Here is an 18,494-nt window from a genome sequence, read left to right as displayed (position 1 = left end):
CATGGCATTTTGGTTCATTTTGGTCGCACTCGGCCTGCTGGCGCTGCTGCTTGTGATACTGCCGCTCAGGGGGGCTGCAGAGCCGCTGGCGGACCGGCGCGACGGGGCGATGGCAATCTATAGCGACCAGCTGCGCGAAGTTGAAGGCGAGGCCCGGCGCGGGGTGATTTCGGCGGATGAAGCGCGTGGCGCAACTCTGGAAATCAAACAGCGCATGCTGGCGCTGAACAGAAGCCAGGTGGGGCCTGATTATAACGCTGCTGCCGGCGGGCGCAAAACGCTGGTGCTGGTGGCGGTTCTGGTTCCGGTGCTGGCCGGGGGCATCTATTTCTCGCTGGGTTCGCCCGGCACCGAAAGCCTGGCTTTTGCCGACCGCCAGGACGAGCAGGCAGATGCGGCCGAGGTGGATAATCTGACCGCGCGGCTGGAGCAACGGTTGATGGATGATCCGCAGGGTGGCCCGTCTGAAGGCTGGGTATTGCTGGGGCGGACCTACATGCGCATGGGCCGTTTTGAAGATGCCGCCAATGCGTTTGCGACTCTCGCCGGGCGGGAAGACGTGACCGCAGATATCTTGTCGCAATATGCTGAGGCGCTTATCTCGCTTGAAAACGGGGTGGTGACGCCGCGCGCCAGCCAGGTGATTGACCGGGCACGTGAACTCGATCCCCGCAACCCGGCCGGGGTCTTTTACAAGGCGGTCGCGCTGGACCAGCAGGGCAAAAGCGAAGCGGCACATGCGCTGCTGATCGCGCGGCTGAACGCGGCGGGCGCGCTGCAGCCCTGGATGGAGATTTTTGTCGATCAGGCCAACCGGATCGGTATGACACTGGGAAAATCGATGGTCGAACTGGCGTCTTTTGCGCCCGAAGTCAGCGCGCCCGCGTCGGGGCCCTCGGCGGCAGAGGTGGTCGCCGCCTCAGACATGTCCGAGTCCGACCGGGCCGCGTTTGTCCGCTCGATGGTGGAGCGGCTGGCAACCCGGCTTGAAACCGAGCCCGGTGATCTTGATGGTTGGCTCCGGCTCGCCAATGCCTATGGTGTATTGGGAGAGACGGAAAAGTCTCGAAACGCATTTTTACGCGCCCGGGATCTGGCGGCAGATCTGAGTGCGGAGGACCCGCGTGTGTCGGCAATTGCCGCCGGCATCGCCAAAGCGGGTGGAGAATAAGTTAAAGGGAGAATTTTGTGCAAAGAAGGTCATTGTTATTATCAGCTCTGGCAGCGGCGGCGGTCCCGATACGGGCCGCCGCCCATCCCGCATTACCAGCCTATGATGTGCCGGAAGAGTTTTTACCGCTCGAAGTCAGTATCAGTGAAGGCTTTGAGCCCTATGAAATTCACGTCAGACCCGATGAATTTGCGCTGTACTGGACCCTGCCGGAGCAGCGCGCCATGCGTTATACCGTCGGCATTGGCCGGGCCGGGCTGTATCACTCCGGCGAATTTTACGTCGGCGCCAAGAAAGAATGGCCGAGCTGGACCCCGACGCCGGATATGATCGAGCGACAGCCCGAGATCTACAGCAAATATGAAGAAGGACTGCCGGGAGGCCTTGAGAATCCACTGGGGGCGCGGGCGCTGTATCTGTTCACGCCCGAAGGTGGGGATTCCTATCTGCGCATCCACGGCACCAATAATCCCCATACCATTGGCCGGGCAGTGTCCAATGGCTGTGCCCGTCTGGTCAATGATCAGATCATCGAGCTTTATGAGCGTGTGCCGATGGACACGCGCGTTGTGCTTTACCCCAAAAACCACGTCCACGAGGCTTGAACACTGCGTTTCAGTGCAGGAATTTTATCAGCGGCCGGGCATTGTCCCGGCCGCTTTCTGTTCCAGAAGGCGGTCAGCTGTCGTTCTGGTGTTGTGGGGGGGGGCGGGTGATGCGCGTCAGCGTGCTGGCGTGACGGGCGCAGTTCCCCTGGGCAGCGGGCCGGCGGCGGACCATTAGGCCCGGCGAGAGTATCTCAGTGAGAAAGGCACAGCGAGAGTGCACCGTAAAAGTGGCCCCGGAAGAATTCCACAGCGACAGGTGCACCGCGAGAGTTGCACATAGGCAGGTGCACGGTAACATGTGCTCAGCGCGCGTCGGGGATGGCAGGCGGTGCCGTGACGGTGCAGCAGCGTCCCCATTGCCAGGGCGGGCTGGTGTCCGGTGCCTGTCTCAGGAATGGAAACTGTCGCGACAGTATAGCTGCTCACGCGGTGTGGCGGCGTGTGGAAAACCTGTTCCGCTACCGGCCCGCGCGCCCCCGGAGAGAAAGCAGCGCGGGTCGGAGGCTGACGCCAGTGTCAGTTGGCCAGGGCAGTGGTCTGCTGTTTGGCGGCGTCAAGCGCGTCCAGAACCGCTTCAGCGTTGAGGATCTCGGGCAGGGTTATGCCGTTTGGCGCTCCGGGGCCGTACACGGCGTTGAACGGGATGCCGTAGCGGCCAAAACTGGCAAGATAACGCGAGATGCTCTCGTCCGGCCGGGTCCAGTCCGCCTGCATCGGCGTCACGCCCTCAGCGGCCAGCGCTGTTGCCACCGGTTCGCGTTCCAGCACCAGCGCTTTGTTGGCTTTACAGGTCAGGCACCAGTCAGCGGTGATATCGACGAACACTACCTGGCCTTCTGAGACCAGTCTGGCGATTGCGCTGCGGTCAAAGGTGGCCCACTCTGTGAGCACTTTGGCACTGGCGCTGGTGTCCGGCTTGAGAAACACCGGCGTCAACAACGTCGCGGCCACCAGCGAGGCCAGAGACAGGGCCTTCAACCGTGCTGGCAGGGGCAGCAGCCGGGACAGCAGCAGAATGACCAGCGCGGCGCCGGCAGCGACCACCAGCATGGCGGTGGACCCGCCCACGCCCTGCAGCACCCAGAACAGCCAGGCGGCGGTCAGCGCGAGCAAGCTGCCAAGCACCAGCTTGAACCAGACCATCCACTTGCCGGGTTTAGGCAGTTTCTTAACCAGCCCCGGCGCGGCTGCGATCAGGAGATAGGGCAGGGCCAGGCCGATCCCCAGCGCGGTAAAGATCACAAAGATGTCCACCGGGCGCCCGGCGAGCGCAAAAGCGACAGCGGTGCCGAGGAAGGGCGCTGAACAGGGCGTTGCCAGCACGGCGGCAAAGGCGCCGGTGGCAAAATCTCCGGTATAACCGCCAGCAGAGCTGGCGCTGCCGTCGGCGCGGCTCAGCTTTGCCTGCCAGGACTGCGGCAGGCTGATTTCAAACAACCCAAAGAAATTGGCGGCAAAGATGGTCAGGATCAGGATCATCACCACTAGGAAGACCGGGTTCTGGAACTGCAGCCCCCAGCCCACTGAGAGACCAAGCTGGCGTGCCAGCAGCGTGGCGCCGGCCAGCAGCCACATGAACGACAGGACCCCCAGTGCGGTCATCAGGAAACCGCCGCGGATCCGGGCATGAGACTGACCGCTGATTTTCAGTGCCGAGGACATCTTGATCGACAGCACCGGCAGCACACAGGGCATAATATTGAGGATCAGCCCGCCCAGAACCGCGATCAGCGCAATCCAGGCCAGTTCATTCACCCCCGGCACAATGCGGTCGAGCGCGAAGGGCGGTGCGGGGGCCACATCGCTCAGGCCGGGCTGAAACGTCGCCGCGAGCGTGCCATCGGTGAGCGTGACGCTCAGATCGGGCAATGTTTCTCCGGCAGCGAGGATGGGCAGTTTAGCCCACATCAGTTTGCCACCGTCACCAAGGCGGATGTCCGGCGCGCCAAAAGCGGTGCCGGCGCCCAACTCAGGAAAAATGTCGGGGCTCTGAAAACCGGTGGCGCTGCGGGCGGTCACGATCAGCGAGGTGAGATCAGCATCCAGCGTCGCAGTCTCAACCGACAAGCCGCTGGCGCTGCCGTCGTCGGGCACCCTGGCGGCGAAGGTTGAAATAAGCCTGGCGGCATCCGCGTCAATACCGGTGCCCTGATCCAGGCTCAGGTTCAGTTCGAATTCATGCGGGGTGCAGACCAGTGAGCAAACCAGCAAATTGACTGAACCGGAGAGTGTTGCCGGCTCACCAGGGTTTTCCAACGTGACAAGCAGCGGGAAGACAACAGTGTCCTTGTAGCCAAAATTTTCGATGCCAAAGGCTTTGAACCGCTCGGGTGCCGGCCAGAGGAATTCCACATCTGCAATATTGCCGGATCCTGCCCAGTCAACCGTGGGCGGATAACCGACTTCTCCGGGCGAACGCCAGTAGGTCTTCCAGCCTTTCGACAGCGTCAGCTCAAGGCCGGCCGAGATCAGCCGCGCGCCGGGCGCCACCGCGTCTTCGGCGGTAATAAGACGCGCTGAGATCGGGGTGGAGACATAGCTTTCAGACGTTGCCGCCGTGGCAGAGACCGCAGGCATCAGCCAGGCCATGGCGATCAGCACCGCTGCGCACAGTCCCTGGCCAATAGTGTTCCGGATTGAATACGTCATTCAGATGAACCAGCCTTATTTGTTGGTGCTGCCAGGCGACGCCGGGAGCAGCGCTGCACCGACAGGTGCCTGATGTTTGGCGACATGGGTTTCCCGGCCCATTATCATGTGTTTCTGGCGTCGCGCCACCCCGGTGGCCACGACAGAGGCGGTGAAAGCCCGGATTTCACCCGATTGTTATTACGGCGGCGCGGAACGTGAGCGCTTTGGGCGCCGGGGCTTGTCAGGAGATGAACGCAAACCCGGTGCGCCCGTTGTCGCATTCAAACTGTGCAAGTTGCGCGACGCCGGAAGACACCAGCTTGCATCCCGCCGGCACTGAGATACCTGGCGTTGTTTTGGTCGAAACAGAAGAGGGCGGTTGCAGGCAAATTGCCGCAGTCGAGCAGCCGGCCAGGATGGCAGGCAGCAGAACCAGGATGCGCCGGGGCCGTATTCGGAGCTTCAGAAGTCCGTTCACCTGTGTGTCTTGTCGTTCTGTGCCGCCGTCTGTGCCGCCGTCTGTGCCGCAATCTGTGCCTCAGCCTCAGCCTCAGCCTCAGCCTCGGGCGCGGCCGACGGGGCGGGTGCTGCAGTGCCGCTTTTGGGAGGGAGTTTTCCCATCAGCCGGTGCATAATAAAATGCGACCCGAGGCACAGCGCAACAACGAGCGCCACCAGAGGGCCGCTGATGCCGCCCAGCCCGTCGCCGGTGGCAATCAGGCCCAGGGCAATCGCCAGCAACACGGCGCACCCGGCCCACATGCTGTGTTTCACCGCGTTATGTTTCCGGCCTGCGTTGCGCCCGGCTGATGTTGGTATGTGACCCACCATCTCAAAACCTTTTGTTTGTTTCTGAGGGTGAGAAATGCCAGCTTACAGCACAGTAAGGTCAACCACGAAATACTCACTGTTTTGTTATCTGCAAAGGATTGACCTTCCAGCGCTGGAGGCTGGTCTATGATGCGACTATAGTATGAGACTCATCTTGTTTTGGAGGCATTGGGCGTGACGACATTTAAGCGAGCGGCAAATCGACGGAAATTCCTGGCGGGCGGCGCGTCAGTCGCGCTGGTTGGCATGGCATCGCCTGCAATCCTGAGTGCCCAGGAGGCACTGGTTCAGGACGGTCCGGCCACAGAGGCTCTGCGCCGCAATATTTCGTCCTTCCGGGTCAATGACTGGCGCGATCATTTTGAGTCGCTCAAAGGTGGGGTGATTTTGTCCGACACCACTTCCCGGATGATACAGTACTGGTCCGAAGATGAGAGCATCTACAAAGTCTATCCGACCAGCGTGCCTCTCAGCGACGATCTGACGCGACTTGGCTACACGTCGATCATCAAGAAAGTGGTCGGTCCCAGCTGGGCACCAACCCCGGCAATGAAGCGGCGCAACCCGGAATGGCCCGATTATGTTGGTCCCGGACCAGACAATCCGCTGGGCACCCATGCGTTGTATCTGTCTTGGACCTACTACCGGATACATGGTACCAACGACACACGGAAAATCGGCCGGAAATCGTCGAACGGCTGTATCGGCTTGTTCAACGAACAGATTGCTGAACTATTTGAATTGGCCGAAGTCGGGACCCAGGTAAAATTGATCTGAAGCTCAGTTAACCCTGCGTCCTGAAGCGGTAAGTGTGACGGACAAGAAAAGAATGAATAATAAGTTAGCTTACGGGCTTGGCGCAGCTGGTGTTGCGGCGATGGCAGTTTTTGTTTTGACAATGGCCACGCCGCAAGCCGGACAACGGGGCGGCATGTCGATGACGCCGCCTGATACTACCGCCCTGGATGATGGTGATCCGATCAACAGTGTTCTGGTGCCGGTGGAGTTTTCTCCCGAAGCACAGATCGGCAAACGTATTTTTGAAGGCAAGTGTTCCGTGTGCCACGGGGACAATGCGACGGGACAGCAAGGTTTCGCGCCGCCTCTGGTCGATCAGATTTATGAACCCAACCATCATGGCGACGCCGCTTTTGTTGCGGCGGCAAAAAACGGGGTGCAGGCGCATCACTGGGACTTTGGCAATATGCCTCCGGTGGACGGTCTGACCGACGGGGATGTGAAATATATCGCCCGCTATATCCGGGAACTTCAGAAGGAAAACGGCATCTTCTGATCCGGCTCCGGGGGAGGGCCATGCGAAGTCAGTCGTGCCAGCCCCCGGCGTACGCCCGTTCAGGCCGCGATGATAAATCGCGCTCATGTTGTTGCGGGAAACAAGGGGCTGGTTTCTGTCCGGACGAGACCTTCCGCGCCGGCTTCCAGGTTCAATTTTGTGGCGATCTCCGGCAGCACTTCCCAAGACCGAAACAGGCAGGCTTTGATAAGGCAGGCACGACCGTGCAACACTTCAGGGTTGCAGAAATCCATGGGAACAACGCATGTTTATGATTTTTCAGAAGGATCGCGAAGGCCTGGTTCTGGTGGCCTTTCTCCATGCCGCTTGGCTGCTCGCATTTCCGGCAATGGTCCTTATTCCATTGCCCTATTTTCCGGTTTTATTCGTTGGAATTTTGGTGTTTCTGACTGCGTATATCTCACACAGGATCTGCCGCATTAAGGACCGGCTAAGGTTCCTCAATGATAATATTGAGGCAATGGTCTTTCCTCCATCAAAGCCCTTCTTTCTCTATCTTCTCAAGCTCGAATTTCTCCTTTGGAGTGCGGCCTCAATCGGGGTGGTGCTCGCAATTATACGCATGCGCGAGTTTGGCGTACCTGAAAAAGGTATGGGGGATGTCTTCATACCATATCTTCTGGCTCAGGGATTCTCGATAAATCTGATCCATCACTTTGTGCGCAACAGGTTTTTCCCTTCTGAGTGGGAGGCAAGATCCGGGTAAAGCCGCGCCGCGGGGGTTCTTTGCTGCGGTGATTTGTCATGATGCATCGCTGGCGTGTGAGGATCAGAAAGCACGGGTTTGCGGACTGGAGGATGACCAGGAAGAGACGGGATACCGGCGGGCATATGCGCTGCTGGTCTGCAAGAAAGGACGACGGGCTTTTATGGAACAGCAATAGCGGCGTTGCTTTGCCCCCCATTGACCGGGGTCGCCCCCGGGCGAATCCCTGCGGGGGGATCAACCCGGACACGGCTTTTCCTCATGCCATATATCTGCATGGCATACATTTTCGTGAAGCATTGCAGGGTGGTAAGCCCGGCGCGCTTCGCGATACACCTCTACTTATGAGGGCGAAACGCGCGAGATTGCTTTTGTGGCAAACACTCCGGGCGATTGGCTCTTTCACTGTCACATGCTGTCCCACGCGGGTGCCTGCATGATGACCTGGCTTAAGGTAACGGCATGAAACGACAATTGGGTATCACACTTGCAGGGGCTGCCGTCGCGCTCGTCCTGGTTGCAGGATGGGCCTGGAATAACGCAAAGCCCGCGGTGGCTCTGCCGGATCTGGCCGCTTTGGCACCGGGTGACCCGGTGGTGGGCGAGGGCCTGTACCAAGAGGGCTGTGCCGTGTGCCATGGTGTCAATCTGGAAGGTCAGTCGGATTGGCGCTCGCCTGGTGAAGACGGGTTTCTGCCGGCGCCGCCCCATGATGAGACCGGCCACACCTGGCATCATGCGGACGGGGTTCTGTTCAATTATGTCAAACTGGGCGGCAAAGAAGCGCTTGCAAGACAAGGGCTTGACTATAATAGTGGCATGCCGGGTTTTGCAGAGCAGCTGAGCGATCAGCAGATCTGGGATATTCTTGCTTATATCAAATCGACCTGGCCCGAGCGTGAACGGGAAACCCAGGCATCACGCAGCGAGGCCGAGCGCCTCAATCAGGAGTGACGCGATGAAACTACTCATTAATGCATTGCTGGCGGCATTTCTGTCGCTGGTGCCACTTGCCGCCACCGCCACGTCCGATGAGTTGGACGAGGCGCGGGTGCGCGAACTGGTCTATGAGGCCATTCGCGACCGGCCGGAGATTATCGTCGAAGCGCTGGAACTGTTGCAGCAGCGCGACCAGGCGCAGCAGGCCGCCGCAGCGCAGTCATTGCTGAGCGATCAGCGCTTCCTGCTGGAACGCGATCCCAATGCGCCGGTGCTGGGCAATCCGGATGGCGATGTGACGGTGGTCGAGTTCTTTGACTACAACTGTCCGTTTTGCAAACGGGCGATGCCGGAAGTGCAGGGGTTGCTGGCAGACGACGGCAATGTGCGGCTGGTCTATCGTGAATGGCCAATCCTCGGAGAGGGGTCGGATTTTGCCGCCCGTGCCGCGCTGGCGTCGCGCAATCAGGGCCAGTATGAAGAATTCCACACCGCTCTGATGGGTCTGAAGGGCCGGGTTGAAGAGGCGTCAGTGCTGCGCATGGCCAAAAAGATCGGTCTTGATGTCGATCAGCTGCGCACAGACATGGGTTCCCCCGAGGTTGAGGCCCATATCGCCACATCCATGCAGCTGGCGCAAACGCTTGGTTTTAGCGGCACCCCGTCTTTTGTCATCGGCGACGCGCGCGTGCCGGGGTTTGTGGAACAGGCCAGGCTGCAGAGCTTTGTTGACGAGAGTCGCGAGGCGCAGTGAGCGGGTTGCGATCCGTCTGAAAAAAAGGGGCCGGAAACAGAGAACTGTTTCCGGCCCCTTTTATTTGTTGCAACGCTCCTGCATTTCAGGGGCGCGGCGCAAGCGCTCTGAGCCTGCCGGGAGAGGGCAGGGCTGAACCGCTCTGTTGCGCTGCTCAGGCGGCGGTGGCCTCATAGCCGGCTGCTTTAATGACAGAAAGCAGGGTATCGGCGCCCAGGCTGCTTTCAACCGCAACGGTGCGGTCTGTCAGGTCGCAACTGACTTCGGCGCTCTGATCGGCCGCTTTGATTTCTTTCTGGATGGTCGCGGTGCAGTGACCACAGCTCATCTTTGGTACGTTGAATTTAGTCATGTCAGTCTCCTTTGATTGATACATGGCTCCTTCCTGCGCTGGAGGGTCAAGGCCGGAGACTTGTCTTATTTTGCTAGGTGTCATGATCTGCTGAGCAACGCATTGCTTCACGGTTTCCAAAAAAATGTTTTTCAGAAAAACGCAAACTTAACCTTGACCTTCCTGTAAGGGGAACCCGTATCTAGGGTCGTGAAATGATCACAAGGATGAGTCGGATGACTGTCGCAAACGAATTAAAAGTATCGATTGAAGGGATGTCCTGCGCCTCGTGTGTCGGACGGGTCGAACTGGCTCTCAAAGCAATGCCGGACGTTTCTGACGCGGCGGTGAACCTGGCGTCTGAATCCGCCAGTGTGCGTTTTTCCGGCGCCCCGGATGCAAAAGCCGTTGCTGCCACCCTGGAACAGGCGGGCTATCCGGCGCGGGTTCAGACCGTTGTGCTGCAGATTGAAGCAATGACCTGTGCCTCCTGTGTTGGCCGGGTGGACCTGGCGCTGGCCGCCGTGCCCGGCGTGCTTGAGGTCAACGTGAACCTCGCTTCCGAAACGGCAACAGTCAAATTCCTTGAGGGCCAGCTCAGCAACAGCGATCTGCTGAAAGCCGCGGCTGAGTCCGGTTATCCGGCCAAATTGCGCGACGCAGGTGAAACCGAAGACATGGGCGCACGCAAAGAGGCCGAAGCCCGCCATCTGAGTCGCCTGACCCTGTTTGCTGCGGTGCTGGCCTTGCCGGTCTTCCTGCTGGAGATGGGCCCGCATATCATTCCCGGGCTCTATGATCTGATCGACGGCTCCCTCGGGCGCCAGAACAGCTGGTTGTTGCAGTTTGTTCTGACCACGATTGTTCTGGTCGGACCGGGGCGTCGTTTCTATCTGAAAGGCTTCCCGGCGTTGTTCCGCGGCGCGCCTGACATGAACAGCCTGGTCGCCCTTGGCACATCCGCCGCATATCTCTTCTCTGTTGTGTCCACCTTTTTGCCCGGACTTCTGCCGGCAGGCACCCAGGCAGTGTATTTTGAAGCAGCCGCTGTGATTGTGGTGCTGGTCCTGCTGGGCCGGTTCCTGGAAGCGCGCGCCAAAGGGCGCACCGGTGAGGCGATCCGAAAACTTCTGGGGCTGCAGGCCAAAACCGCAAATGTTGTGCGCGGCGACGACATCGTTGAAATCGATGTGGACGAGCTTGTGGTGGGTGACATTCTGATGGTGCGTCCGGGCGAACGCGTCGCGGTTGACGGCGAAGTCACCCAGGGCCAGAGCTATGTCGATGAAAGCATGATCACCGGCGAGCCAATACCTGTGGACAAAAGCGAAGGCGCTTTGGTCACCGGCGGCACTGTGAACGGCGCCGGCAACCTACGCTACCGTGCCACGCATGTGGGCTCTGATACCACCCTGGCGCAGATCATCCGTATGGTGGAAGAAGCCCAGGGCGCCAAACTGCCGATCCAGGGTCTGGTCGACAAGATCACCATGCGCTTTGTGCCAGTTGTCATCGGTCTCACCATTCTGACCGTTATCTTGTGGATGCTGTTTGGGCCTGAGCCCTCGCTGTCTTATGCGCTGATTGCCGGTGTTGCCGTGCTGATCATCGCCTGCCCATGTGCCATGGGTCTGGCCACACCAACCTCGATCATGGTCGGGACCGGGCGGGCGGCTGAAATGGGCGTGCTGTTCCGTAAAGGCGACGCGCTGCAAGGGCTTCAGGCGGTAGACGTGGTGGCGCTGGACAAGACCGGCACCCTGACCGAAGGCCGTCCCGAACTGACCGACCTCATTCTGGCAGACAGGTTCTCCCATGATGACGTGCTGCGTCTGGTGGCTGCGGTGGAGCGGGACTCGGAACACCCGATTGCCCAGGCCATCGTGCGGGCTGCTAAAAACGAGGGTGCCAGCCTGCCCAACACCGAAGACTTCACCTCGATCACCGGGTTCGGTGTGCAGGCTGTTGTAGAAGGCCGGACCATCCTGGTCGGTGCAGACCGTCTGATGGCGCGTGAAGGCATTGCCATGGGCAAGCTGGACACGGCCGGCAATGCGCTGGGGGCCAAAGGCAAAACACCGCTCTATGCGGCGATTGACGGCAAGATTGCTGCGGTGATTGCGGTGTCTGACCCGATCAAACCCACCACCAAAGCGGCGATTGATGCGCTGCATGCTCTGGGCCTCAAAGTGGCGATGATCACTGGCGACAACCGGGGCACCGCCCAGGCCATCGCTGCGGAAATTGGCATCGACCACGTGGTGGCTGAAGTGCTGCCCGATGGCAAAGTCAAAGCGCTGAAGGAACTGGCCGAAGGTGGCAAGAAAGTTGCCTTTGTCGGCGACGGTATCAACGATGCACCGGCTCTGGCCCATGCGGATGTGGGTATTGCCATCGGCACCGGCACTGATGTTGCCATTGAGGCGGCTGACGTTGTGCTGATGTCGGGTGACCTGCGCGGCGCGGTGAATGCGTTCGATATTTCCGCCCGCACCATGCGCAATATCTATCAGAACCTGTTCTGGGCCTTCGCCTATAACACCGCTCTGATCCCCGTGGCTGCCGGTGTGCTTTACCCCGCGTTTGGCATCCTGTTGTCCCCCGTGCTTGCCGCCGGTGCGATGGCGCTGTCCAGCGTCTTTGTCCTGACCAACGCGCTGCGCCTGCGGATGATCCGCCCGGTGCTGGAAGAAACTGCAATCACCGCCGCCGCCGCAGCTGAGCTGCGTCAGATCCCGGCTGAATAAGGAGAGAAATGATGAATATCGGAGACGTCTCACGCCTGTCCGGCCTGCCGGCAAAAACCATCCGCTACTACGAAGATATCGGTCTGGTTGCGCCTCAGCGCAGCGATAACGGGTACCGCAGCTTTCGCGACAGCGACCTGCACAAGCTGACCTTTATGGGCCGGGCCCGCTCGCTGGGCTTCACCATCGAGGACTGCCGCAACCTGCTGGCGCTTTATGATGACCGGGAACGCGCCAGCTCGGATGTAAAGGTGATCGCAAGAGAGCACCTCGGCCGGATTGATCAGAAGCTGAAAGAGCTGCAGGAAATGCATGAAACGCTGACCCATCTGGTCGACGAATGTGCCGGCGATCACCGGCCCGACTGTCCGATCCTGGCCGGGTTGTCCGCTGGCGCGGATGAGGAACTCTCGGCTGTAGCGAGCTAACCTGACGCAAAATAATCCTGGAAAAGCCCGGCCTCGTTCGCGAAGCCGGGCTTTTTCGTTGCGGGGCCTGGCGCGGAAGATCCCGTGGGCACAAAGGGGCGCTTAAAACGCTGCGCGGCGTGGATTGAGTGTTGTCAGCCAAGGGGCGCGACGGCACTATTATGTCAGCTGCCGGGTCAATCTGACTCTGCAGGGCCGGAGGGGTACAGGTCTCTGGCATATATTGATAATATTGCTTTCGCTGGAGCTGACGTGACCAATTTTCAACTGTGTTTGATCCGGGAAACCGGCGTTCCGGAGACCGACGTAAATTTGCCACCCTGCTGGCGGACCGTCTGGCTGGCGGGAGGCGGATTGCGCCTCGATGGTCAGGAACTGGAGCCGGGGGGCAGTCTTTTTTCATCCGGTCCGCTCGCCGTGTCTGGAGGTACCGATGCGGGGGCAGATTGGTTGCGCTTTGAGCTGTTGGCGGCCGGGGCTGAACCAAAGCTATTGCCCTCAAGCCAGCTGTTGTCGCGTCAGGACATCACCGTATCAGAGGATGAAGTATTGTTGCGGCTGGATCAGGTCAGCTTTCCACCCGCTGCCATCGCATACCGCCATGTGCATCCCGGTCCGGGCATCCGCTATTTGGTCAAGGGCCGGCTTGAACTCACCAGCGACCACGGGAGCGAGGTCGCCCGGCCCGGACATGCCTGGTTTGAGGCGGAAAATTCGCCGGTCCGGGCGGTCGCTGATGCGGATCTGGCTGAAACCAGCTTTGTGCGCTTCATGGTGCTGCCGGTCGCATGCGCCGGCAGGCCCACGATCAATATTCTGGACGCTTCTGATGCGGCAAAACCGCGCCGGCAGGTGACACAGCGTTTTGTGGATCAGAAGGTCCGTCTGGCTCAGGATCTGTGACCCGAAAGCGAAGAGCCGCGCCATTCTGCATCCGGGGTGGCCGGTTCAGAGGCAAACCCCGCCGCCTGAATGGCACCGATGGCACAGAATTCGTCCTTTTCTGACGTGTCGCCACTGATGCCAACGGCTCCGATAACCTCGCCCGCTGCATTTTCAATCAGTACGCCCCCGGGAACCGGGATCAGCCTGCCGTCTGAGGTGGTCGCGAGTGCCGCCTGAAACACTGGTCGGCTGGCAAGACGGTCGCGGATCAGGCGGCTGGACATGCCCATTCCGAGCGCGCCCCAGGCCTTGCCAAACGCAATGTCAAAGCGGATCAGGCCGGAGCCGTCCTCGCTTTTGGCCGCGATAAGCTTGCCGCCCGCGTCCAGCACCACCACGGTGAGCGGCAGCATGTTTTCGCTCCGGCCAAGGCGCAGCGCCTCGTCCACGATTTCGGACGCTGTCGCGAGCGGCAGGCTGGTGATCAGTCGCATTAATTTTTCCCCCATCAGTTCATCAGATCCGGCAACCAGGTGACGATCTCAGGAAAGGCAAACAGCACCGCGATGGTCAGCACATCTGCCACAAAAAAGATCGCAATGCCGCGGAAAACCTGGGTCAGCGATATATCCGGTCGCACTCCGTTCACTACAAAACAGTTCAACCCGATCGGCGGGGTGATGAGGCAGACTTCGGCCATTTTCACCACGATAATGCCAAACCAGATCGAATCATATCCCAGCGCGATCACCGCCGGGTAGACCACGGGAAGCGTCAACAACAGCATGCCAATGGCGTCCATGAACATGCCCAGCAGTGCATAGGCCAGCAGGATACAGATCATGATCACTGTCGGTGAGGTGTCCAACTGCACGATCCAGGAAGTGAAGGCTTCCGGCAGCCCGGAAAATCCGAGAAATCGTACAAAGATCAACACGCCCCAGATCATTGAAAAGATCATCACCGTCAGCTTGGCGGATTCCATCAGCGAGCCTTTGATAGCACTCAGCGAAGTGCCGCGCAAAATGGCGATCAGGAACACCACTGCGGCGCCGAGAGCGCCGGCTTCGGTTGGGGTGGCCCAGCCATTGTAGATGGCAGATATAATGATCACCACCACCGCGAAGATCGGCGAGATCCCGGGCAGGGACTTCATGCGATCGCCCCAGGTGTAGCCGCCAACAGAGGGGGCCTCATGGGGGCGGAACAACGCCCAGGCGATGATGATGCCGGCATAGATCAATGCTGAGACCAGGCCGGGCAGGAAGCCCGCCAACAGCAGCTTGCCGACAGATTCCTCAACAATGATGGCGTAGATTACCAGGATGGCGGAGGGTGGGATCAGCGAGGCGAGGGTGCCGCCGGCCGCGACCACACCGGCGGCGAGTTTTTTGTCATAGCCGTATTTCAGCATCTCCGGGATGGCGACGCGGGAAAACACCGCGGCAGTGGCGGTGGAGGCCCCTGACACAGCGGCAAATCCAGCGGTTGCAAAAACGGTGGCCACCGCGAGGCCGCCAGGCAGCCAGCCGACCCATTTGCGCGCGGCGTCAAACAGTTGCCGGGTCATGCCGGCGTGAAAGGCGAGAAAACCGATGAAGATAAACATCGGCAGCACGCTCAGCGCATAGGTCGAAGATTTGGAGTGCGGGATGGTGCCGACGATGCCAGCGGCAGGGCCCCAGCCCAGCAATTCAACCAGTCCCAGCAGCCCGATAATGGCGGCAGAAAATACCACCCGGACCCCGAGCAGCATCAAAATCATCATCATGCCGAGCGCGATCAGACCGACAAGGAACGGGTTGGTGAAACCAATACCAAGAATCATTGTTTAGTGTCCTCATTCTTCAGGACAACATCAGGTGCTTCGTCCCCCATAACTTCGTGAATTTCCTCTTGCGCCTGGTCCACCACATCCTTGAGCGAGACAATGCCTACCGGCTCTGCTGACGGATCGATAAACAGGCGGATGGAACCGGCGAGCTGAACCGTGAGGCGCAAAAACCAGATTGAAAAGGCTATCGGAACCAGCAGTTTCGAGGGCCAGACCACAAACTCAGCGTCAATTGTGGTGTCGCCAAGCGAATAGGCGCGCCAGAAATGTCCGGCGCCGTACCAGACCAACACAGCAATAATGAACATGCCGATCAGAGTGCTGAAAATCTCCAGCGCCCAGTATTTACGGCCAGAAAGATGTGACACAACCAGATCCATCCGGATATGGGTGCCCAGTCGCTGGCAATAAGCCGCACCCAGAAACGCCATGCTGGCCATGGAAAGCTCGACCATGTCGATGTAGCCGGCGACCGGTGAGTTGAAGACTGTCCGCATGACAATCTGGACAACGCCCAGCACCATCATCAGGAAAATAGCAATGGATGCCAAGAGGTTGGCCAGATCTTCTACGGGGATCAAGCGCCTGTCCAGCGCGACGATGGCCGAGGACGCCCGGTTGAAATAGGACATTTTTATTCGCTGCCTGCAAGGTCACGGAAACCGGCCCCAGGGCAGGGGCCGGCATTGCGTTTTATTCAGAAAACAGAGGGTGGATTATTGCGCCATTTTTGCTTCGTCGGCGTATTTCCAGATGGCATCAAACACCGCCTGTGAATCAAACTTATCCGCGTTGGCGGCGATCCATTCATCCCAGACCGGGCGGCCTGCACGTTCGCGGAACTCTTCCAGTTGCGCGTCCGAATATGTGATTTCGGTCATGCTGCTTTCAAACATCGGAATGTTGATTGCGTCCTGCTCAGCATAGGCGGCCTGTTCCACATCCATCACCAGATCGCGGTTTTCCATCAGGAAGTCCTGATACTGGGACGGCAGTGCTTCATAGGCGGTCTTGTTGAACATCCAGCCACACTCAGAGGTGCCCGGTGTCAGATTGCTGGTAAACCATTCGGCCTCTTCATTAATTTTGAAGGCGACATGGGCATAGGTATAGGGGAATGCGGCGGCATCCAGGGCGCCCCGCTGGAACGCGGTGGAAGTTTCGCCCGCGGGCAGCGTTTGTTTGACCGCCCCCAGTTTTTCCATCGCGCTGCCCAGACCACCACCGGCGCGCACCCGCATGCCGGCCCAGTCTTCCAGGTTCAGCGGCGGAGTGCCCTTGCCGAGAATTTCATACTGCGGCAACAGGCCAGAGACATAGGGGATGGCATTCCACTTGGCCATGTCGGCGACCAGTGCGGGTTCTTCAAACATTTTGGTGCGCACATATTTATCCACCGCCGGATCGCCGAGCGGCAGGAAGGGCAGCGAAAACACCATAAATGCGGGATTCTTGCCGGGGTGGTAGAAATTACAGATCGCAGCGCCCTCAAAAGCGTTGAGCTTCAGCCCGTCGAGATTCTCGCGCGATGACGACAATTGCGCACCGTAGAAAATCTTGATCTGGAAATTGCCGTCGGTTTCTGCTGCGGCGCGTTCGGCGAGGGCCTCCATGCCGGCGGACAAAGCACGTGGATTTCCCCACATCGAGATTTTCCAAAAGACTTTTGGTCCGTCAATTTTGGCGGCTGCGTTGGCCAGTGTCGGCACCAGCAAGCTGGCGGCAACAAGACCGGTGGTCAGAATTCCCTTAAATTTCACGTTTCTCTCCCTATTTTTTTTATCGGTTTATTCCCGGCGCTTGTTGCGCTCCTGAACTATATCAGCCTCGTCTTAAAATGTCGATTTTTTTGCCAAAACGGTTAAATTACCGCTTTTATGTGCGCCAATTACGGCTTGCGCAATTGTGTCCTTGGCCCTTATCTGTTGCTTTTCAAATGGTTGCATGAGGTCGTTGCCACGGTCCGGACTGGCGGCCTGATGCTACATATTTTGCAGGGCGCGCGATGCGATGCAAAGTTCTTTCTTCATGCAAAGGGTGGGCATCGCCTGTCGGCGCGCCAAAACCAATGTCTCACTCCACGATATTGACAGGTCTGTCACACCGGCGATCTGCTCTGCGAGGTTGGGAAAACCGGCAAGGTGGGGCTGTAAACGCAGACCGGCTGCCAGAATCCTGATCCGTCCCAGGATATTTCTGCGCAATACCTTGCAGGCAGTGGCTCAGCCCGGGCTGGGGCGGAGTTGTTGCAGGATCCAGTCGCGAAATAGCGCGCTGTCAGGGTGGGCGGGACGGTCTTGCGGGCTGAGCAGGTAGAAGGCTTCCTCTACAGGCACTGACAACGCAAAAGGGGCGACCAGCGCGCCGGTGGCCAGCGCGGATTCGCAGAGGCAGCTGCGGCCAAGCGCGATGCCGCCGTGGCTTGCGGCAACTTGATAGGCAAGCAGGGAGGTGTCGAACTGGATCCCGGCCCCGGCAGGAATGTGGGGCAGGCCGGCGGCTTTGAGCCAGATGCCCCAGCCTTCGAGATAGCCCATCACATGCAGCATGCGATGATCTTCCAGGTCGGTGGGCTGGGTCAGTTCCCGGGCAGTCCGGGGGCTGCACAGCGGTCGCAAACGGTCGTGGCTGAGCCGGTCGCAGTGATAGCCGTTCCAGCGGCCACTGCCATAGCGGATGTCGAGATCGAACTGCCCGGCGTCCGGATCGTCGGCCCAGATGATGGAGATGATCCGCAGGGGTGTGCCGGGATGGGTGGCAAAGAAATCCGGCAGGCGCGGGGCCAGCCAGTTCACCGAAAAGGTCGACTGTACCCGCAGGGTCAGAATGCCGGTTTTGCGCCCGGCAAAGACTTCTTCGGTGCCGGTTCTGATGCGCTCAAAACCGTCCTGCACGCTGGGAAGATAAGAGAGCGCGGCTTTGCTGAGACTCAGGCTGCGGGCCTGGCGGTGAAACAGCGCTTCGCCAAGGTGGTGTTCCAGCAGTTTGACCTGTTTGGAGACCGCAGCCTGGGTCAGCCCCAGTTCCCGGGCGGCGAGGGTGAAACTGAGATGGCGGGCGGCGGCCTCAAAGGCCCGCAGCCAGGGCAGCGGTGGCAGGTGGTTTTTCATCAGCGCGGGTCTCTTTTTGCGGTCGGTCGTTTATCCTGTCGATTTTATCCGAACTGTCAAATCAGGAATTTTGCCCGCACAAGACTAGCGCGACGCCGGAGCCGCAGAGGTGCTGCGCCGATACCGTCGCAAAAGTTGGGCTGAGCCTGTGATTTGGTTGTTTGTCAGCACCAGCAGATCTGGTGCTGATAGGCGGGAACCTGG

General features: G+C 59.5%; 19 protein-coding genes. 11 read left to right on the top strand and 8 right to left on the bottom strand.

What is annotated here, in order from left to right:
* The first annotated feature begins 1 nt into the window (after window position 1).
* Together ccmI and DWA01_RS01225 are read left to right on the top strand one after the other, a co-directional pair.
* Entirely contained in the window at window positions 2-1,171 is a 1,170-nt protein-coding gene (gene ccmI, locus DWA01_RS01230; RefSeq protein ID WP_114283795.1) for a c-type cytochrome biogenesis protein CcmI, read from the top strand.
* A 32-nt stretch (window positions 1,172-1,203) separates the two neighbouring features.
* A complete protein-coding gene (locus DWA01_RS01225) occupies window positions 1,204-1,776 on the top strand; it encodes a L,D-transpeptidase (protein ID WP_235008383.1) in 573 nt (190 codons plus the stop codon).
* A 519-nt stretch (window positions 1,777-2,295) separates the two neighbouring features.
* Here DWA01_RS01225 and DWA01_RS01220 read toward each other — a convergent pair.
* Together DWA01_RS01220 and DWA01_RS01210 are read right to left on the bottom strand one after the other, a co-directional pair.
* The gene (locus DWA01_RS01220; protein WP_114283793.1) at window positions 2,296-4,428 is read right to left on the bottom strand and encodes a protein-disulfide reductase DsbD family protein; all 2,133 of its coding nucleotides are present in this window, start codon (window positions 4,426-4,428) and stop codon (window positions 2,296-2,298) included.
* A 456-nt stretch (window positions 4,429-4,884) separates the two neighbouring features.
* On the bottom strand, window positions 4,885-5,184 hold the full coding sequence (locus tag DWA01_RS01210) for a hypothetical protein (protein ID WP_136057643.1): 300 nt from the start codon (window positions 5,182-5,184) through the stop codon (window positions 4,885-4,887).
* A gap of 303 nt (window positions 5,185-5,487) precedes the next feature.
* Between DWA01_RS01210 and DWA01_RS01205 the strand changes: the two genes are divergently transcribed.
* From DWA01_RS01205 to DWA01_RS01180, 6 genes are all read left to right on the top strand, one after another.
* A complete protein-coding gene (locus DWA01_RS01205; RefSeq protein WP_114283790.1) occupies window positions 5,488-6,018 on the top strand; it encodes a L,D-transpeptidase in 531 nt (176 codons plus the stop codon).
* A 52-nt stretch (window positions 6,019-6,070) separates the two neighbouring features.
* Window positions 6,071-6,535, top strand: coding sequence for a c-type cytochrome (locus DWA01_RS01200; RefSeq protein WP_473206057.1), 465 nt, complete (start codon window positions 6,071-6,073; stop codon window positions 6,533-6,535).
* Window positions 6,536-6,800: 265 nt separating this feature from the next.
* Window positions 6,801-7,262 carry a hypothetical protein gene (locus tag DWA01_RS01195; RefSeq protein ID WP_114283789.1) on the top strand — a complete coding sequence of 154 codons (462 nt, stop codon included), beginning with the start codon at window positions 6,801-6,803 and terminating at the stop codon, window positions 7,260-7,262.
* Window positions 7,263-7,635: 373 nt separating this feature from the next.
* A complete protein-coding gene (locus DWA01_RS24005; protein ID WP_419186973.1) occupies window positions 7,636-7,728 on the top strand; it encodes a multicopper oxidase domain-containing protein in 93 nt (30 codons plus the stop codon).
* Window positions 7,725-8,216 carry a c-type cytochrome gene (locus tag DWA01_RS01185; protein WP_114283788.1) on the top strand — a complete coding sequence of 164 codons (492 nt, stop codon included), beginning with the start codon at window positions 7,725-7,727 and terminating at the stop codon, window positions 8,214-8,216. The genes DWA01_RS24005 and DWA01_RS01185 overlap by 4 nt, the downstream gene beginning before the upstream one ends.
* A 4-nt stretch (window positions 8,217-8,220) precedes the next feature.
* Entirely contained in the window at window positions 8,221-8,955 is a 735-nt protein-coding gene (locus tag DWA01_RS01180; RefSeq protein ID WP_114283787.1) for a DsbA family protein, read from the top strand.
* Window positions 8,956-9,109: 154 nt separating this feature from the next.
* Here DWA01_RS01180 and DWA01_RS01175 read toward each other — a convergent pair whose 3' ends face one another.
* Window positions 9,110-9,307, bottom strand: a complete 198-nt coding sequence (locus DWA01_RS01175; protein WP_114283889.1) for a heavy-metal-associated domain-containing protein — start codon at window positions 9,305-9,307, stop codon at window positions 9,110-9,112.
* 215 nt (window positions 9,308-9,522) lie between these two features.
* Between DWA01_RS01175 and DWA01_RS01170 the strand changes: the two genes are divergently transcribed.
* The 3 genes from DWA01_RS01170 to DWA01_RS01160 all read left to right on the top strand — a co-directional run bounded on the left by DWA01_RS01170 (window position 9,523) and on the right by DWA01_RS01160 (window position 13,364).
* Window positions 9,523-12,033, top strand: coding sequence for a heavy metal translocating P-type ATPase (locus DWA01_RS01170; RefSeq protein WP_200832477.1), 2,511 nt, complete (start codon window positions 9,523-9,525; stop codon window positions 12,031-12,033).
* Between the two features lie 11 nt (window positions 12,034-12,044).
* Window positions 12,045-12,461 carry a Cu(I)-responsive transcriptional regulator gene (gene cueR / locus DWA01_RS01165; RefSeq protein WP_114283785.1) on the top strand — a complete coding sequence of 139 codons (417 nt, stop codon included), beginning with the start codon at window positions 12,045-12,047 and terminating at the stop codon, window positions 12,459-12,461.
* A gap of 252 nt (window positions 12,462-12,713) precedes the next feature.
* Window positions 12,714-13,364, top strand: a complete 651-nt coding sequence (locus DWA01_RS01160; RefSeq protein WP_114283784.1) for a cupin domain-containing protein — start codon at window positions 12,714-12,716, stop codon at window positions 13,362-13,364.
* On the opposite strand, the gene DWA01_RS01155 is transcribed toward DWA01_RS01160, so the two are convergent.
* The 5 genes from DWA01_RS01155 to DWA01_RS01135 all read right to left on the bottom strand — a co-directional run bounded on the left by DWA01_RS01155 (window position 13,352) and on the right by DWA01_RS01135 (window position 18,290).
* Window positions 13,352-13,840 (bottom strand): GlcG/HbpS family heme-binding protein, encoded by a 489-nt coding sequence (locus tag DWA01_RS01155; RefSeq protein WP_200832476.1) that lies wholly within the window; start codon window positions 13,838-13,840, stop codon window positions 13,352-13,354. The two genes, DWA01_RS01160 and DWA01_RS01155, sit on opposite strands and share 13 nt — an antisense overlap.
* Before the next feature lie 14 nt (window positions 13,841-13,854).
* Complete coding sequence (locus DWA01_RS01150) at window positions 13,855-15,174, bottom strand: TRAP transporter large permease (RefSeq protein ID WP_114283783.1); 1,320 nt, start codon at window positions 15,172-15,174, stop codon at window positions 13,855-13,857.
* Window positions 15,171-15,812: a TRAP transporter small permease subunit gene (locus DWA01_RS01145; RefSeq protein WP_114283782.1), complete on the bottom strand. Its 642-nt coding sequence runs from the start codon at window positions 15,810-15,812 to the stop codon at window positions 15,171-15,173. Before DWA01_RS01145 ends, DWA01_RS01150 begins: the two co-directional genes overlap by 4 nt.
* A gap of 84 nt (window positions 15,813-15,896) precedes the next feature.
* Window positions 15,897-16,940 carry a type 2 periplasmic-binding domain-containing protein gene (locus tag DWA01_RS01140; protein ID WP_114283781.1) on the bottom strand — a complete coding sequence of 348 codons (1,044 nt, stop codon included), beginning with the start codon at window positions 16,938-16,940 and terminating at the stop codon, window positions 15,897-15,899.
* Between the two features lie 462 nt (window positions 16,941-17,402).
* Window positions 17,403-18,290, bottom strand: coding sequence for a LysR substrate-binding domain-containing protein (locus DWA01_RS01135; RefSeq protein WP_114283780.1), 888 nt, complete (start codon window positions 18,288-18,290; stop codon window positions 17,403-17,405).
* Between the last annotated feature and the right edge of the window lie 204 nt (window positions 18,291-18,494).

The sequence above is a fragment of the Candidatus Halocynthiibacter alkanivorans genome, from assembly GCF_003333265.1.
Lineage (GTDB): Bacteria > Pseudomonadota > Alphaproteobacteria > Rhodobacterales > Rhodobacteraceae > Halocyntiibacter_A > Halocyntiibacter_A alkanivorans.
This window is presented reverse-complemented; position numbering and strand designations above follow the sequence as displayed.

What these genes read in the sequence shown, in the direction of transcription:
- DWA01_RS01220 (WP_114283793.1), bottom strand. Translation starts at nt 4,428, where the DNA reads ATGACGTATTCAATCCGGAACACTATTGGCCAGGGACTGTGCGCAGCG.
- DWA01_RS01195 (WP_114283789.1), top strand. Translation starts at nt 6,801, where the DNA reads ATGTTTATGATTTTTCAGAAGGATCGCGAAGGCCTGGTTCTGGTGGCC.
- DWA01_RS01205 (WP_114283790.1), top strand. Translation starts at nt 5,488, where the DNA reads ATGGCATCGCCTGCAATCCTGAGTGCCCAGGAGGCACTGGTTCAGGAC.
- DWA01_RS01135 (WP_114283780.1), bottom strand. Translation starts at nt 18,290, where the DNA reads ATGAAAAACCACCTGCCACCGCTGCCCTGGCTGCGGGCCTTTGAGGCC.
- DWA01_RS01175 (WP_114283889.1), bottom strand. Translation starts at nt 9,307, where the DNA reads ATGACTAAATTCAACGTACCAAAGATGAGCTGTGGTCACTGCACCGCG.
- DWA01_RS01185 (WP_114283788.1), top strand. Translation starts at nt 7,725, where the DNA reads ATGAAACGACAATTGGGTATCACACTTGCAGGGGCTGCCGTCGCGCTC.
- DWA01_RS01180 (WP_114283787.1), top strand. Translation starts at nt 8,221, where the DNA reads ATGAAACTACTCATTAATGCATTGCTGGCGGCATTTCTGTCGCTGGTG.
- DWA01_RS01150 (WP_114283783.1), bottom strand. Translation starts at nt 15,174, where the DNA reads ATGATTCTTGGTATTGGTTTCACCAACCCGTTCCTTGTCGGTCTGATC.
- cueR (WP_114283785.1), top strand. Translation starts at nt 12,045, where the DNA reads ATGAATATCGGAGACGTCTCACGCCTGTCCGGCCTGCCGGCAAAAACC.
- ccmI (WP_114283795.1), top strand. Translation starts at nt 2, where the DNA reads ATGGCATTTTGGTTCATTTTGGTCGCACTCGGCCTGCTGGCGCTGCTG.
- DWA01_RS01170 (WP_200832477.1), top strand. Translation starts at nt 9,523, where the DNA reads ATGACTGTCGCAAACGAATTAAAAGTATCGATTGAAGGGATGTCCTGC.
- DWA01_RS01200 (WP_473206057.1), top strand. Translation starts at nt 6,071, where the DNA reads ATGAATAATAAGTTAGCTTACGGGCTTGGCGCAGCTGGTGTTGCGGCG.
- DWA01_RS01145 (WP_114283782.1), bottom strand. Translation starts at nt 15,812, where the DNA reads ATGTCCTATTTCAACCGGGCGTCCTCGGCCATCGTCGCGCTGGACAGG.
- DWA01_RS01155 (WP_200832476.1), bottom strand. Translation starts at nt 13,840, where the DNA reads ATGCGACTGATCACCAGCCTGCCGCTCGCGACAGCGTCCGAAATCGTG.